Source organism: Streptomyces sp. NPDC002787, from assembly GCF_053592095.1.
In genome coordinates this window covers 164442-180293 of sequence record NZ_JBSFVC010000020.1, presented here as the reverse complement: position 1 = coordinate 180293, position 15852 = coordinate 164442, and the positions used below count along the sequence as shown (strand labels likewise).

9 protein-coding genes are annotated in these 15852 nt (G+C 72.8%); 5 read left to right on the top strand and 4 right to left on the bottom strand.

Translation table 11 applies throughout. From position 1 onward, the window contains the following. Positions 1-94: 94 nt before the first annotated feature. The 3 genes from ACWD26_RS27370 to ACWD26_RS27360 form a co-directional block, all read right to left on the bottom strand. Positions 95-2221 carry a BTAD domain-containing putative transcriptional regulator gene (locus ACWD26_RS27370; protein WP_451274483.1) on the bottom strand — a complete coding sequence of 709 codons (2127 nt, stop codon included), beginning with the start codon at positions 2219-2221 and terminating at the stop codon, positions 95-97. A 41-nt stretch (positions 2222-2262) separates the two neighbouring features. Further along, positions 2263-5610: an AfsR/SARP family transcriptional regulator gene (locus ACWD26_RS27365; protein WP_451274481.1), complete on the bottom strand. Its 3348-nt coding sequence runs from the start codon at positions 5608-5610 to the stop codon at positions 2263-2265. 115 nt (positions 5611-5725) lie between these two features. Then, positions 5726-6079: a hypothetical protein gene (locus ACWD26_RS27360; protein ID WP_451274479.1), complete on the bottom strand. Its 354-nt coding sequence runs from the start codon at positions 6077-6079 to the stop codon at positions 5726-5728. Positions 6080-6248: 169 nt separating this feature from the next. Here ACWD26_RS27360 and ACWD26_RS27355 point away from each other — a divergent pair, with 169 nt between their 5' ends. Both ACWD26_RS27355 and ACWD26_RS27350 read left to right on the top strand, forming a co-directional pair. Continuing rightward, positions 6249-7814 carry a monooxygenase gene (locus tag ACWD26_RS27355; protein ID WP_451274477.1) on the top strand — a complete coding sequence of 522 codons (1566 nt, stop codon included), beginning with the start codon at positions 6249-6251 and terminating at the stop codon, positions 7812-7814. Between the two features lie 314 nt (positions 7815-8128). Then, entirely contained in the window at positions 8129-9343 is a 1215-nt protein-coding gene (locus tag ACWD26_RS27350; protein ID WP_451274475.1) for a hypothetical protein, read from the top strand. Between the two features lie 96 nt (positions 9344-9439). Here the strand turns inward: ACWD26_RS27350 and ACWD26_RS27345 are convergent, their stop codons facing one another. Then, positions 9440-9895 carry a GNAT family N-acetyltransferase gene (locus tag ACWD26_RS27345; protein ID WP_451274473.1) on the bottom strand — a complete coding sequence of 152 codons (456 nt, stop codon included), beginning with the start codon at positions 9893-9895 and terminating at the stop codon, positions 9440-9442. A 337-nt stretch (positions 9896-10232) separates the two neighbouring features. On the opposite strand from ACWD26_RS27345, the gene ACWD26_RS27340 reads away from it, so the two are divergent. From ACWD26_RS27340 to ACWD26_RS27330, 3 genes are all read left to right on the top strand, one after another. Continuing rightward, complete coding sequence (locus ACWD26_RS27340; protein ID WP_451274471.1) at positions 10233-11387, top strand: MFS transporter; 1155 nt, start codon at positions 10233-10235, stop codon at positions 11385-11387. Positions 11388-11448: 61 nt separating this feature from the next. Beyond that, positions 11449-13224, top strand: a complete 1776-nt coding sequence (locus ACWD26_RS27335; RefSeq protein ID WP_451274469.1) for a glycoside hydrolase family 35 protein — start codon at positions 11449-11451, stop codon at positions 13222-13224. Then, complete coding sequence (locus tag ACWD26_RS27330; RefSeq protein ID WP_451274467.1) at positions 13224-15632, top strand: beta-galactosidase; 2409 nt, start codon at positions 13224-13226, stop codon at positions 15630-15632. Before ACWD26_RS27335 ends, ACWD26_RS27330 begins: the two co-directional genes overlap by 1 nt. The last annotated feature ends 220 nt before the right edge of the window (positions 15633-15852 follow it).

The following is a 15852-nucleotide window of genomic DNA, read 5'->3' as shown; positions in this document are numbered from 1 at the left end:
TCCTCCACGGCAGTTCGAACACACCGGCAATCGCTGCACGGGAGCGTAGGAAGGGAGATGTGAAAAAAGAGTGACCGTGGAGTGACGACAGGCCCTAGGGGCGGCCGGGGCGCTGGGTGTGGTCGAGCAGGCGGCCGCGGGCGGCGCGGCGGTCCTCGGGGGAGTCGTACGTCTTGGTCAGCTCTGCGGCGAACGCGCGCAGCAGGGTGTGCTGCGCGTAGCGGCCGGGCGCGTGTTCGGCGACGAGGTGGGCGTCGGCCAGTCCGTCGAGCAGCAGCCGTGCGCGGCGAACCGGGAGACCGGCCAGAGCGGCGGCCGCGTCCGGGGCGAGGTCCGGTCCGGGATGCAGGGACAGCAGACGGAAGAGTCGAGCGCTCTCCGCCGGCAGCCGACGGTAGCTGCGGGCGAAGGCGGTACGGACGTCGGGCGTCCCTCCCGTGCCGGTGAAGGCGTCGAGTGTGTCCCGGGAGCGCCGCAGCTCGGCGGCGAGGGTCGAGAGCGGGGCGTCCGGGCGGGCGGCGGCCCGGGTGGCCACGATCGTCAGGGCCAGCGGCAGGCGGCCGCACCGGGTGACGATCTCCTCGATCTCCTCGATCTCCTCCGTCTCGTCCGTCTCGTCCGTCTCGTCCGTCTTATCCGTCTCTCCCGTCACCTCCATCTCCCCGATTTCTTCGATCTCTTCGGATGTCGCGGGCCCGGCGGCCCGCCGGGCGGGCCCGAGGTGCGCCGTCAGCATCGCCCGCGCGTCCGTCGCGGACGGCAGGTCCAGGTGCAGCGGATGGGCGCCCGAGGCGGTGAGACCGGGCAGCCCGTTGCGGCTGGTGACTAGGGTCAGGCAGCCGGGTGACGCGGGCAGCAGCGGCCGTACCTGCTCGGTGTCGGCCGCGTCGTCCAGCACGACCAGCAGCCGTCGGCCGGCGAGCAGACTGCGGTAGAGCCCGGCGAGGGAGTCCGTACGGCCCGGCATGCGTGGGGGCGGCACGCCGAGCGCGGCGAGCATCCCGCGCAGCGCCGACGCCGGGTCCAGAGGAGCCCCGGCCGGGGCGAAGCCCCTCAGTTCGACGTGGAGTAGGCCGTCCGGGAAACGGTCCGCGACCCGATGGGCCCAGTGCACGGCGAGTGTGGTCTTGCCGATTCCGGCCATACCGCTGATCAGCACGGTCGCGGGCGCCCTGGCGGAGCCGGCGACCGCGTCCGTGATCTCGGCCAGACGGCGGAGTCCAGTTTCCTGGCCGACGAAGACCGGTGCGGCGGGAGGCAGTTGGGCGGGCCTGGTGACGTAGCCGGGTGCGGGTGCGGGTGCGGGTGCGGGTGCGGGTGCGGGTGCGGGTGCGGGTGCGGCTGCGACTGCGGGTGCAGACGCAGGCGACCGGCCCGTTGGGAAGCCGGAGGCGGCACCCGGTGTCGCGGGTCCGCCTGGCGACCCGGTCACACGACCCGGTGTCGTGCGCCGGCCCGTCTGCTGCCACTCCTGTCGGAGCACCCGGGTGTGGGCCGCCGCCAGTTCCGTGCCGGGTGTCACCCCCAACTCCTCGGCCAGCAGCCGTCGTACGCGTTCGTACGCGACCAGCGCCTCCGCCTGGAGGCCGGACGCGGCGAGGACCATGACCAGCGCGGCGTGCGACGACTCGTCGAGGGGGTCGAGTTCGAGGGCCTGCCGGAGGTGGGGCAGCACCTGCTCGGTCCGGCCGCAGAGCAGCGCCGCGTCGGCGGCCATCCGGGTCGTACGGACCAACTCGCGTTCCACTTCGGCGAATACGGCGTGTTTCCGTACGGCGGCGGGGATGCCCATCGCCACCGGTCCGCGCCACCCGCTCAGCGCCTCCACGAAGTGCCGCAACGCCGCCTCGGAGCGCCCGGTGGCCGCGGCCCGCTTGCCCCGTTTGGCGAGCTCGCGGAACCGCAGGAGGTCGACCTCGTCCTCGTCCGCCGCCAGCAGATAACCACCGGCGCGGCGCAGCAGCCGACGCCCGGGCACCCGAGGCGGCAGCCCGGGCTCCAGCAACCGTCGCAGCGAACCGGCGTAACGGCGCACCACGTTCCTCGCACTGGCCGGCGCCCGCTCGGGCCACAGCACGTCGACGATCTCGCCCAGCGGCACCGGCCGCCCGGCCCGCACCGTCAACAACCCCAACAGAGACCGCTGTTGGGGGAATCCGAGGGGGAGTTCCGTCTCGCCCCGGCACACCCGGAGGGGTCCCAGCACCTCGAACCGTGTCAACGCCTCACCTCCCTCCCGGGCGGTGGTGTCGCGCGGGCCGCTCACGCGCATCGGCCGGTCGCGGCGAGCAGCGTCCGTACCTGGTCGGCGTCGGGGTGGCCGAGGGCGATGAGGAGGGTGAGAGCCTGCCGGCGGACCTCCTGGGCCTGCTCGTGGTCGCTCATCGCGGCATGGGTGTCACCGATGTGGACGAGGGTGCAGGCCTCCAGATACGGCACGCCCAGCTCCCGGTAGAGGGCCAGGGCGTGGCCGTAGCCGAGCAGGGCGTTCGGGTGGCGGCCCAGGTGGTGGTGGGCGTAGGCGAGGGTGTGCCAGGTGGCGGCCTCGCCGTAGCAGTCGCCGAGTTCCTGGAGCAGGGTCAGGGCCTGGTGGCAGTGGCTCAGGGCCTGGCGGTGCTCACCGAGGAGCGCGTGGTACCAGCCGACGGAGTTGAGGACACTGGCGTACGCGGCCCGGCGGCCGCCTTCCCGGAACAGTTCCATGGCCAGCCGGTTGTGGTGCAGGGCGCCGGGCAGGTCGCCCAGCTGGTCGTGGGTCCAGCCGAGGCTGCGGTGGGTGTCGGCCTGCCCGATGGCGTCCCCCAGTTCGGTGAAGAGCGCCAGCGCACGGTCGAGGCGGGGTCGGGCCGCCTCGTGTAGTCCCAGCCGTCCCTCCGCCCGGGCCAGCGCCCGCAGGCCCCTGGCCTCCCACGCGGGGTCGGCCGGCCGGAGGGACGCGTCGAGCGCGGTCCGCTGGGTTGCCGCCCAGTCGTGCCAGTGTCCCCGCCGGTCGAAGAACGGCTCCAGCGACCAGGCCAGCAGGCACGCGGCTCGGTCATGACCGGCCCGTGCCGCCGCCTCGACGACGGCGAGCAGCACCGGGTACTCGGCGGTCAGCCAGGCCAGTGCCTCCTCGTGACCGGCGAGCGGTTCGGCCTGGACGCCGGCCGGGGGCGGTCCCGGTGGCATCGGATCCGCGTGCGGCGCGAGCAGCGGCTCGGTGGCGTGCGCGGTGAGCGCGTAGTACGCGTACAGCCGCTCTTCGGCCGCCTCCTGGCCGGTGTCCGGGTACCGGTCGTGCAAAAGTTCGGCGGCGTGGGCGCGCAGCAGATCGTGCAGGGCGTACCGTCCGGGGGCGGGCTCGCTCACGAGGTGGACATCGGCGAGCTCAGCCAGCAGCAACCCCGCCCGGCGCACCGGGAGTTCGGCCAGCGCGGCCGTCGCGGTGGCGGAGAAGTCCGGGCCGGGGTGCAGCGCGAGCAGTGGGAACAGGCGCGCGGCCTCCGTCGACACGGCGGCCAGCGACCAGGAGAACACCGCCTCGACGTTCGCGGACGCGTCCGTCCGGCTGAACGCGTCCAGGCTGCCGTGCGCCGCCCGCAGTTCCGCCGCGATCGCCGACAACGGGAAGCCGGGGTGCGCGGCGGCCCGCGCGGCGACACAGGCCAGCGCCAGCGGGAGCCCTCCGCAGAGCGCCGCTATCTCCGCCACCGCCCTCGCCTCGCCCGCGAGCCGTCCGGTTCCCAGCCTGCGTTCCAGGAACACCCGCGCCTGCTCGGCGTCCAGCGGACGCAACGTCAGCGTGTGCGCTCCGTGCGCGGTCACCAGGCCCGACAACTGGTCGCGACTCGTCACGATGGCCAGACAGCCGGGAGTGACCGGCAGCAACGGCCGTATCTGCTCGGTGTCCCGCGCGTTGTCCAGCAGCACCAGGAACCGCCGCCCCGCCAACAGGCTGCGGTACAGCGCTGCTTGAGCGTCCACCCCGCTCGGGACCCGCTCCGGGGGTACGCCCAGCGCGTCCAGGAAGACACGGACCGCTTCCCCCGCGCTCATCACCGCACCCGAGGGGGCGAACCCCCGGAGGTTGACGTACAGCTGCCCGTCCGGGAAACGGTCCGCGACCCGATGGGCCCAGTGCACGGCGAGTGTGGTCTTGCCGATCCCGGCCATACCGCCGATGGCGCTGATCACCACGGTTGCGGTGGGGCTCACGCCGTCGCCGTCGCCGTCGACAGCGCCGACGCCCTCCGCAGCGCCGTGGCTCCGGCTCGCGAGAAGGGCCAGGGCTTCGTCCAGCTCGGCACGGCGGCCGGTGAAGGTCGGGAGATCGTGGGGGAGTTGGGCGGGCACGGCGGTCGGCGCGGGCGCAGCCGGTGGGGTGGCTCCGGCGGCGGTGTCGGGTTCCGGAGAACCGAACGTGGAACGAGTGGGCGACGGCGAACCGGCGTTGTGGGGGGCGTCGGTGTGGGGTTCGGCGTCGTGGAGACCGTTGTCGTGGAGACCGGTGTCGCGGGGGCCGCCGACGTGTGAACCGGCGTCGTAGAGACCGCTGTCGTGAGGGCCGCCGACGTGTGAACCGGCGACGTGTGAACCGGCGACATGGAAGCCGCCGTCGTGGCGCCCTACAGAGTGGGGAGCGGTGTCACAGGGACTGCCCTCCTGGGGATCGGCGCCATGAGGACCGTCTTCGTAGCAACCGCCCTCGTAGCAACCGCCCTCGTCGCAACCGCCTTGATAGCAACCGTCTTGGTGGAGGCCGCCTTCGTGGAGACCGCCTTCGGACAGACCGCGCTCGTACTGACCGCGCTCGTACTGACCGCGCTCGTGTACGGCCCTGTCGGCCGCCCTCGCCCCCACCCCCGCCCTACGCAGCACCAACCCACCGGCGGCCTCGCGGAGTTCCGCGCCCGGGTCGATGCCCAGTTCGTCGGCGAGCCGCGCGCAGGCGGCGCGGTAGGCGCTCAGCGCCTCGGCTTCGTGGCCGGTGGCGGCCAGCGCGCGAATGAGCCGGGCCAGCAGAGGCTCGTCCAACGGGTGGTTGGCCGCCGCCTCCCGCAACGCGGGCAGGACGACGGCGGCCGTACCGGCGCGCAGGGCCGCGTCGGCGACCTCCCGTACGGCCGCCACCCGCTCACGGTCGACCGCACCGAACCCGGCCCGCTCGCGCACCTCCGGGGGAATCCCGGCCCCGACCGGCCCCCGCCACAGGTCCAGAGCCTCCATGAGCAACTCCACGACCCGCGTCGGCGACGCGTCGGCACCGACGCGACGCGCCTCGTCCCGCAGCGCCCGGAACCGCAGCAGATCCAGACAGTCGGCGTCGACCAGCAGCCGGTACCCGCCCGCGTCCCGTATCAGCCACCGCCCGACAGCGCGATTGGGCAGGCCCGGCTCCAAACGACGCCGTACCGAACCGATATGACGCCGAATCACATTCACCGCGCTGGCTGGGGGCCGTCGCCCCCACAGCACATCGACGATCTCGCTCACCGCCACCGGCCGCCCCGCCCGCACCAACAGCAGCCCCAGCAAGGCCCTCTCCTGCGGACGGCCGAGCGTCGCCTCGACGCCCGCCCGCCACACCCGTACCGACCCCAGAACCGCGAACCGCACCGGCTCCAGTGCCAATTCGGCCCCCTCATATCTCGTATCTCGTATCTTCCGCGCTCCCGGGCCGACGATACGTGACTTCACGAGCGGGCCGGAGTTGCGTGCGTTTCGTGCCCTCCGACGCCGGTGGCCGTCACCCGCGGTCGAGCAGCCACCGCCAACGCGGGCGTTCCGTGACGAGCGTGGCGGCAGCCAGCGCCGACACCAGGGCCGCCGCCCAGCCGGGCCACACCAGCCACGCGGAGGTCACGGCCGCGACGAGTTGGAGCAGTACGAGCAGGATCGTGACCGCGCCCGGCACCGGGACGATCACCTGCGCCTTGTCACCCGGCGTGGAGAACACGGTCGGAAGGCCGATCAGCACGAGCACCGCCAGTACGGCGAGCGGCCACGAGTACGCGGCCAACGCCCACGGGGTGGCCACCCAGGCGACGAGTTCCGTCGCGAAGCGCAGGGCCGAGGCGCGGCGGTCGTCAGGTCGTTGCACGTCGTCCCCCAGAGACGGTGGCCATCAGCAGGACATGAATACTGGTGTACCTCGAACGTACATCTGGTGTGAGGAGGGGGATCCAGTGAACTCTGCGTGGGGAACGGGAACTTGGGGCCGTGGAGGCTCAACTCGTCCGGACGGCCCGGCCGGACGGCACGCGGTCGTCGTGGGCGGCAGCCTTGCGGGGCTGCTCGCTGCCCTGGCGTTAGCAGGACACGCCGAGCGCGTGACGATCGTGGAGCGTGACCGCTTCCCGAAGGACAGCGACAAGGACGACGGGAAGAACGACGGGAAGAACGGCGGCGAGAACGACGGCAAGGACGGCGGCGAGAACGGCGGCGAGAACGACGGCAAGGACGGCGGCAAGGACGGCAAGAAGGTTACGGCGGGCCGCCCGGGCGTGCCGCAGAGCCGGCACCCGCACGTTCTGCTGGAGAGCGGTCAACTGGCCCTGGACGCACTGCTGCCCGGGTTCATGGGGGAACTGCGGGCCGAGGGCGCCCCGCGCGTCGGGATGCCCGCGGATATGGTCCAGTGGCAGGCGGACCGCTGGCTGCGCCGGGTGCCGGCGTCGACCCACATCCACACCGGATCCCGGGCGCAGATCGAGCGGTTGATACGGCGTCGGGTTCTCGCCGTCCCCTCGATCACCCTGATCGAGGGGACCGAGACGATCGGCCTGCTCGGGAACGCCACCCGGGTGCGGGGCGTGCTGCTGCGGGAGCGCGGCGACGGACACCGGGGCGAACCGCGCGGTGAACAGCGGAGTGAGCTGCGCGGTGAACAGCACGCCGAACAGCGGGGCGAGCACCGCGAGTTGGCCGCCGACCTGGTCGTCGACGCCTCCGGGCGCGGTACGAAGGCCCCACGCTGGCTGGAGGCCATCGGTGCCGAGGCCCCGCACGAGGAGATCATCGACACGGGCCTCGCGTACGCCTCCCGCGTCTACCGCGACACCACGGGAACCCTCGGCAGCGAACCCTCCGCCGACACCCTCGGCCTCCATATCGTCCCCCACCCCGCGCAGCCGTACGGTTTCGTCGCCGTGCCCCTGGAGGACGGCACCCATCTGGTCACCCTCTCCGGCCTGCGCGGCGACGAACCGCCCACGGACGAGGACGAGTTCGAGGCGTACGCCAAGCGGCTGCCGCACCCGGTGGTGCACCGCTGGCTGCGCGGGGCCGAGCCGCTGTCACCGGTCTCCGGCTTCCGGCGGACCGCCAACGTACGGCGCCGCTACGACCTGCCGGGCCGCCGCCCCGCCGGGTTCCTGGCCACCGGCGACGCCCTGTGCACGTTCAACCCGATCTACGGGCAGGGCATGGCCGTCGCCGCGATGAGCGCCGTGGCGCTGCGCGACGCGCTGGCCGATCCGCGCCGTACGCCCACCACCCGCCGGGTGCAGCGGGCGCTGCTCGCGGCGTCGCGCCAGGCCTGGGACATCTCGGCCGGGTCGGACAGGAAGATGCCGGGGGCGGTCGGCAACGCGGTCGCCTCGCGGCCCGCGGACCGGGTCGCCGGCTGGTATCTGCGCCGGGTGCAGGAGCGCAGCCCGGGCGACCCCGTCGTGGGCCGTGCCTTCCGCTCCGTCGTCTCCCTCAGGGAACCGTTCGGCGCCCTGTTCGCCCCGGCCGTGGCCCGGGCCGTCCTCTTCGGGCCCGTCAAGGAGACGCCCGCCGAGCCGCCGATGACGCGTGAGGGTCGTGTGGGAACGGAGTACGGAGCTTCCTGACTCTTGACTCCCGTGGAAAGCGCTTGCCACACTCGCGGCCCGCCACATGAATCGCCTGCCGCATCACCGCCGTACGGCCCTGGTGCCGTGCGAAGCCGCGCCGCTACGGTCACCAGCCCCATCGGGACCCCTCGGCCGAGAACGTCCCGGTCGAATCGGGTTCGACGAGGAGCGCGCGCGGCGGATGTCGGACGCCCGGCAGGCGTGCCGATCCCCCCACAGGAGAAGCCGAGATGGGACGCAGAGCCGCAGCCCAGCCCACCGAACCGACACGTCGTCGCGCACCCGACGCGATGTCAACAACACTAGGAACAATGCCCGTTGCCGCCACCCGTGCCTCCTTCCGCCGCGCCCGGGCCCTCGTCACCGCGGCCTGCGCCACGGCCCTGCTCACCGGCGCCGCCGCGTTGACCGCGCCCACGAGCCCGGCCCCGGAACTGGCCGTCGCCCCCGTCGCCGCCGAGGCGGGGATCGCGGCGGCCTGCGGCGAGGGCGCCTACCAGGCGGAGGCCGTGCTCAGCGGCAGTACCTGGACCGCGCGGCGCGGAAGCAGCGTCACGTACACCGGTACCGACATGCGCGCGGCGATCCAGGCGGCCGTCAACAGCCTCACCTCCGGCCGGACTTCGAAGGAACGCGTCGTCGTGCGCGGCTCGGGGTCCATCAGCGCCGGCTCGCGGGTGTCGTTGCCCAGCTACACCGTGCTCGACGTGTGCGGCACGATCAACGTCACCGGCACGGGCTCCGGCGACCAGGCGCCGGTCTACTCGCGCGGTACCCGGGACATCGAGGTCCAGCACCTCACCCTCACCGGCACCCCGTTGTACGGGATCTTCCTGCGCAACGTCCAGAACGTCGTTCTCGGCCAGCTCGACATGCGTCTCTCGCGTGGTCTCGGCGTCCGCATCGACAACCGGGGCGACACCAGCCAGTGGACGCGGAACGTGCGGATCGACAACGTGTACGTGTCGGGCGCGAGCAGCCACGCGGTCGAGACGTACGGCGTCGACGGGCTCACCGTCGGTACGGTGACCGCCCGCAACGTGGGCGAATCCGGGCTGCTCCTCAACCAGACGATCAACGCCACGGTCACCAAGGTCGACGCGGACGGCGCGGGCGCCGGCACCGGTTACGCGGCCTTCCGCATGGCCAACCGCAACGGCCGGGTGGGCAGTGCGTACCCGACCAACATCCGGGTCGGCGAGGTGATCGCACGCGGCGGCGGACGCGGTGTCTTCTGTGTCTCCGAGAGCGGTGGCGCGGTGATCGACCGGATCAACCTCACGAACACCGGCAACAACGCGATCCTGATCGAGAACTGCTACAACGTGAACCTCGCCGCCCAGAGCGGCACGGTCTCCGGCGGCGGCGAGATCCGGCTCGCGGCGCGCTCGGAGTTCCCCAACAACCGTGACATCACCGTCCAGAACCTGACGGTCACGAACTCGTCCATCCGGGAAAGCCCCTGCGGCGAGAACACCACTTTCCGCAACAACCGCCTGGTCAACAGCGCACAGAACATCTGCTGACCACGCTCGGGCGGGAGCGCGCCCGGAACCCGCTCCCGGGCGCGCTCCCGCCCTGCCGCTTGCGGCCGCTGTACTCCGGGGTGACCGGCCGACCGATCAGGTGGCCGCCGCGTAGCACCGGACGGCCACCGTCCGGTCCGGGCTCCACCGTTGTTCGACCGTGGCCAGCAACTGCCAGCCGAGTCGCTCGTACAGGACTGCCGCCGCCGTGTCGGACGCGACGACGTCCAGTACCGGATGCAGGCCGCGCTCCCGCGCCTCGGCGACGGCCCGCGTCATGAGCAACGCGCCGAGGCCCCGGCCGCGGGCCGACGGAGCGACGAACAGACGGCTGATCACGGCGGTCCTGTCGACGCTCACGCCCGCACGGGCGCTCCACAGTCCGGGCGCCGCGTCTCCCGCGTCGCTGTGGGACAGGCCGATATGCCCGGCGATCCGGCCGTCGAGCTCCACCACCCAGGCGGCGACGAGCGCGGGCGGCGTCAGCCAGTCGCCGGGTCGGTCGGGCCAGTTGACCGGATAGCCGTCGCGTTCATGGACCTCGGCGAGCACCCGGACACAGTCCCCGAGATCGCGATCGGTCCGATTCCGGACATCTGAGGTCCGATTCCGGACCTCCTCGGTCCGATGCCGGTCACCTTCGCTTCGACTCCGGGCGTCTTGGGTGGCACTTCCACGGGCCGCGCTCTCGTTCTTCACGGCCGCATGGAAACACAGTCCAAGAGCCATCCCCCGGAAACCCGTCAGTCGGGCCTGCGGGAGATCTTGACGGCACTCATGTTACCGGTAACACTGCGAGGGTCCCAGTCAGGAGGAGGCGGAGTCCCGGGTGCCCGACACACCGACCGCGCAAGAGGCGAAACACAGCCAACCCACCTCGGAGGCAAGGGTGTTCAGCCCTGCCGCCGTGGTGGCGTCCTGCGTCGGCTTCGTACTCATCGGCGTGCTCCAGGCGCTCTACGGCCCCGCCATCCCGGCCTTCCGTGACGAGTTCGGACTGTCGCCGTCGGCCGCCGGACTCGGGCTGAGCGCGCACTTCGTCGGCGGCGTCGCCGGTGTCCTGCTCTTCGACCGGCTGTACGGGCGGATCGGCAACCGCCGGATCCTCGGCGCCTCGTACCTGCTGATGGCCCTCGGCGCGGCGGGTTTCGCGCTCGCGCCGAACTGGCCCGTCTGTCTCGCCGCCGCCCTGCTCGCCGGGCTCGGCTTCGGCGGCATCGACTACGGCCTCAACCAGCTGTTCGCCGGCGGCTTCGGCCACCGCTCCACCGCGATGCTGAACATCCTCAACGCCCACTTCGGCATCGGCGCGATCCTCGGCCCCGCTCTGATCGCCGCCGTCGGCGCCGAGCACTACCCGGCGCTCTTCCTCGCCTTCGCCGCCGCCAACCTGCCGCTGCTGCTGTGCCTGCGGGGCGTACGCGACCAGGCGCCCCAGTCGGCCGGTCCGGCGGAGGAGCAGAGGTCCGGCGGCTCGGCCCTCGGCCGCAGCCTCGGCTCGGTGCTCGCCGTGTTCGTCACCCTCTACATCCTGCACGTCGGCATCGAGGCCGGCGTCGGCGGCTGGGAACCCACCCACCTGGAGACGGTCGGCTACGGCGCCGGAGCCGCCGCGACCGCCACCGCCGTGTACTGGCTGATGCTGACGGTCGGCCGCTTCCTGGTCGCCCCCATCGCCCTGCGCTACTCGCCGCAGACGATCATCACCGTCTCCTGCGCCGGCATGACCGTGTGCCTGCTGCTGGCCTCGGTGCCCTGGCTCGCCCCGTACGCCTACGCCGGCGTCGGCCTGTTCATCGCGCCGATCTTCCCCACCGGCCTGCCCTGGCTGAACGAGGCCGCGCCCCGCGCCCGCCGGGCCGGAGCGCTCGTCATCGCCGCCTCCATGATCGGCGGAGTGGCGGCCGGTCCGGCGCTCGGCAAGGCCATCGAGTGGTCCGGCGTCCGCGCGGTCCCGCTGCTGCTCTGCGCGGTCTCGGCCGTGTGCCTGCTGGCCACGCTGTGGCTGATCCGCGCCACCCGCTCCCATCCGCATGCCGGCTAGACCGCTCGACACACCGTCCGTCCCCCTGTCCTCCACCCGTCCCAGCCGAAGGGAAACTGCCTTGCGCACGCCCGCCCTCACCACGTCGTCCGACGGTTTCCTCCTCCACGGAGAGCCGTTCCGGATCATCTCCGGCGCGATGCACTACTTCCGCATCCACCCCGACCTGTGGACCGACCGGCTGCGCAAGGCCCGGCTCATGGGCCTGAACACCGTGGAGACGTACGTCCCCTGGAACCTCCACCAGCCCGACCCCGACAGCGACCTCGTCCTCGACGGCCTGCTCGACCTGCCCCGCTACCTGAGCATCGCCCGCGCCGAGGGCCTGCACGTCCTGCTGCGCCCCGGCCCCTACATCTGCGCCGAGTGGGACGGCGGCGGCCTGCCCTCCTGGCTCACCTCGGACCCCGACATCCGGCTGCGCTCCAGCGACCCCCGCTTCACGGGCGCCCTCGACCGCTACCTCGACATCCTGCTGCCCCCGCTGCTGCCCTACACGGCCGCGAACGACGGGCCCGTCATCGCCGTCCAGGTCGAGAACGAGTACGGGGCGTACGGCGACGACACCGCGTACCTCAAGCACGTGCACCAGGCGCTGCGTTCGCGCGGTGTCGAGGAGCTGCTCTTCACCTGCGATCAGGCGGGCTCCGGCCATCACCTGGCCGCCGGGAGCCTGCCCGGCGTCCTGTCCACCGCCACCTTCGGCGGCAGGATCGAGGAGTCGCTGAAGGCGCTGCGGGCCCACCAGCCCGAAGGGCCCCTGATGTGCTCGGAGTTCTGGATCGGCTGGTTCGACCACTGGGGCGAGGCGCACCACGTACGGGACACGGAAAGCGCCGCCGCCGACCTCGACAAGCTCCTGGCAGCGGGTGCCTCCGTCAACATCTACATGTTCCACGGCGGCACCAACTTCGGCTTCACCAACGGCGCCAACCACGACCAGTGCTACGCCCCGATCGTCACCTCCTACGACTACGACGCCGCCCTCACCGAGTCCGGCGACCCCGGCCCCAAGTACCACGCCTTCCGCGAGGTGATCGCCCGCCACGCCCCGGTCCCGGACGAGCCGGCCCCGGCACCCGCGCCCAAACTCTCGGGCATCGCCGTGGAGTTGACGCGCCGTGCGCCGCTGCTGCCGTACGCGACCTCCCTCGACGCCCCGGTGGGGCGCACCGAACACCCCGTCACCATGGAGGAGTTGGGGCAGCGCTCCGGCTATGTCCTCTACCGCACCACCCTCCCCGCGGCGGGCGACGCCTTGCTCCACTTCGACGGCGGTGTCGGCGACCGCGCCCAGGTCTTCGTGGACGGTGCCCCCGTCGGCGTACTGGAACGCGAACGCCACGACGAGACCCTGCCCCTGCGGGTCCCGCACCCCGGCGCCACGCTCGACGTGCTGGTCGAGAACATGGGCGGCGTCAACTACGGGCCGCGCATCGGCGCCGCCAAGGGCCTCCTCGGCCCGGTCACCTTCAACGGCACCGCCCTGCTCGGCTGGGCCGCCCACCGGCTGCCGCTGGCCGACCTGACCACGGTCCCTTTCGCCCCGGCCGAGGCCACCCCGCTCACCGTCCCCGCCTTCCACCACGGCACCTTCGACGTCGACACACCCGCCGACACCTTCCTCGCCCTGCCCGGCTGGACCAAGGGCCAGGCCTGGATCAACGGCTTCCACCTCGGCCGCTACTGGAACCGGGGCCCGCAGCGCACCCTGTACGTCCCGGGCCCTGTCCTGCGCCCCGGCGCCAACGACCTGGTCCTGCTCGAACTCAACGCCACGACCAGCGCCCGCGCGGAGTTCACGGACACACCCGACCTCGGACCGGTGAAGCCCTGATGACACCGCCGCACCATCTGCGGCTCCCGGCCGGGCGGGTGCCGCCGTCGCGCGGCCACCTGCCCTTCGCCGACGCGCCGGGCGTGCCCGACCCCATCGAGGTCACCAGCCGTTGGCTGACGCGGGGCGGCCGTCCGTGGTTCCCCGTTTCCGGCGAGTTCCACTACACCCGCTACCCGGCCGGGGAGTGGGAGGAGGAACTGCTGAAGATGCAGGCGGGCGGGGTGACGGTCGTCGCCTCGTACGTCATCTGGATCCACCACGAGGAGACCGAGTGCCGTATCCGCTTCGACGGCGACCGCGACCTGCGCCGCTTCGCCGAACTCTGCGCCCGCCACGGACTGGACTTCATCCCCCGCATCGGCCCCTGGGTCCACGCCGAGGTCCGCAACGGGGGACTGCCGGACTGGGTCCTGGCCCGCACGGACGCACCCCGCACCGACGACCCGGCCTACCTCGACCCCGTACGCACCTGGTACACGGCGCTCGCCGGACAACTCCAGGGCCTCGACCGGTCCCACGGCGGCCCGATCGTCGCGATCCAGATCGAGAACGAGCTGTACGACGGGCCGGGCCATCTGCTCACCCTGAAGCGCATGGCCCAGGAGGCCGGCCTGTCGGCTCCGCTGTGGACATCGACCGCCTGGGGCGGAGCGCGGTTGCCGCCCGACGAACTCCTGCCCCTCTACGGCGGCTACACCGAGACCTTCTGGACCGAGGCGGACGGCGGCTGGCCCGACACCTGCCGCAAGCACTTCTTCTTCACCCACCAGCGCGACGACGAGGGCATCGGCGCGGACCTCCGCCCGACGACGGTACGCGGTGGCGATCCGGAGGAATCGGCGGACCGATTTCCCTGGGCCACCTGCGAGTTGGGCGGCGGGATGGCGGTGGCCTACCACCGCCGGCCGCGTGTCGACACCGCCGACATCGGCGCCCTCGGCCTCACCAAGATCGGCTGCGGCTCGGTCTGGCAGGGCTACTACATGTTCCACGGCGGCACCAACCCGCTCGGCGACCGTACGCCCCTCCAGGAATCCCACGCCACCGGCTACCCCAACGACCTCCCCGTCCTCACCTACGACTTCCAGGCCCCGCTCGGCGAGTACGGCCAGTACCGGCCCTCCTACGACGAACTCCGCCTCCAGCACCTGCTGTTGGCCGACCTCGGCCACCTGATCGCCCCGATGGAGTCGGCCCTGCCCGAGCGGCAGCCGACGGGCCAGGGCGACCGGGAGACGCTGCGGTGGGCGGTACGGGGAGACGGGCAGTCGGGTTTCCTCTTCGTCAACAACCACCAGCCGCACGAGCCGCTGCCGGACCATCCGGGTACGACGTTCACGGTCGAGTTCCCGGGAGGGGCACCGGGCGCCGAGGCCCTGACGTTGCCGAGCGAGCCCGTCACCGTTCCCCGGGGCGCCTACTTCTGCTGGCCGTTGCGGCTCCACATCGCCGGGCTGCGGCTCGACTGGGCCACCGCACAGCCCGTGTGCACGGTCGACGACGGCAGCGGCCGTACCGTCCTGGTCCTGGCCGCGACCGACGGCATCACCCCCGAACTGGCCCTGGACAAGCGCACGGTGACGACACTCTCCGCACTCTCGGGCGAGGTCACGACCACCGGCGACCGCATCCTCGTGACCGGGCTGCGCCCCGGCACGGACGCCCTGGTCGAGATCGACGCCACCGACGGCAGCAGGGTCGGCCTCCTGATCCTGGACGCGGCGACGGCCCGTACCGCCTACCGGGGCCCCGCCTGGGGCGCCGACCGGATGATTCTCTCCGGCGGCGGGGTGGTCTTCGACGCCCACGCGGACGAGGTACGCGTCCACAGCGCGGCCCCGGAACCGTCGTTCGCCGTCCTGCCCGCCCCGGAACGGGCTCCGGTGGTGGCCGGGGCGATGGTGAAGGAGGCGGCGGACGGGGTGTTTCTCCGCTACACGATGGTGGCGGAGGACGACGGGCGGCGCGGGCTCGGCGGGGCGGGTGGCCCGCTTCCGGTCACGCTGGTGCGGCCCGCGGGGGAGGCGCCCCCGGTCACCACGGGTGTGCTGGGGCGGGCGAGCGTGCCTGCCGACGCGTACTTCGACGTGGTGGCCGCCGAGTACGTCGTGGCTCTGCCGGACGATCCGCCACCGGGGACGCTCCTTCGTCTGCACTGGACCGGTGACGTGGCCCGGGCGTACGTGGGGGACCGGCTCGTCGCCGACCAGTTCCATGCGGGTCGTGGGGTGTGGGACATCGGCCTCGATCGGCTGCCTGCGGGGGCGCTGCGGGTGCGGGTGCTGCCGCTGGCCGCCGGGGCGCCGGTGTACGTGCCGGGCTGGGCGGGTGACTCGGGGATACCGGCGGAGATCGTCCGGGCGGAGTGGATCGTGACCCGCCGGTGGCACCTGCGCCCCGGCTGAGCCCGAGCCTTTCTCGCCCCCGCCGCCCCTACCCGTCCCATCCCAGGGGCTGCGCCCCTTCGACCCCCATCCGCGGGTCCGGTGGGGGCTGGTCGCGCAGTTCCCCGCGCCCCTGAAAGACACGGCCCTGCTTTTCAGGGGCGCGGGGAACTGCGCGAGAAGCCCCCACCCACTCGCACCCGACAACGCGCTCCTCGGGGTCGAAGGGGCAGCGCCCCTG

What these genes read in the sequence shown, in the direction of transcription:
- ACWD26_RS27330 (WP_451274467.1), top strand. Translation starts at nt 13,224, where the DNA reads ATGACACCGCCGCACCATCTGCGGCTCCCGGCCGGGCGGGTGCCGCCG.
- ACWD26_RS27350 (WP_451274475.1), top strand. Translation starts at nt 8,129, where the DNA reads ATGCCCGTTGCCGCCACCCGTGCCTCCTTCCGCCGCGCCCGGGCCCTC.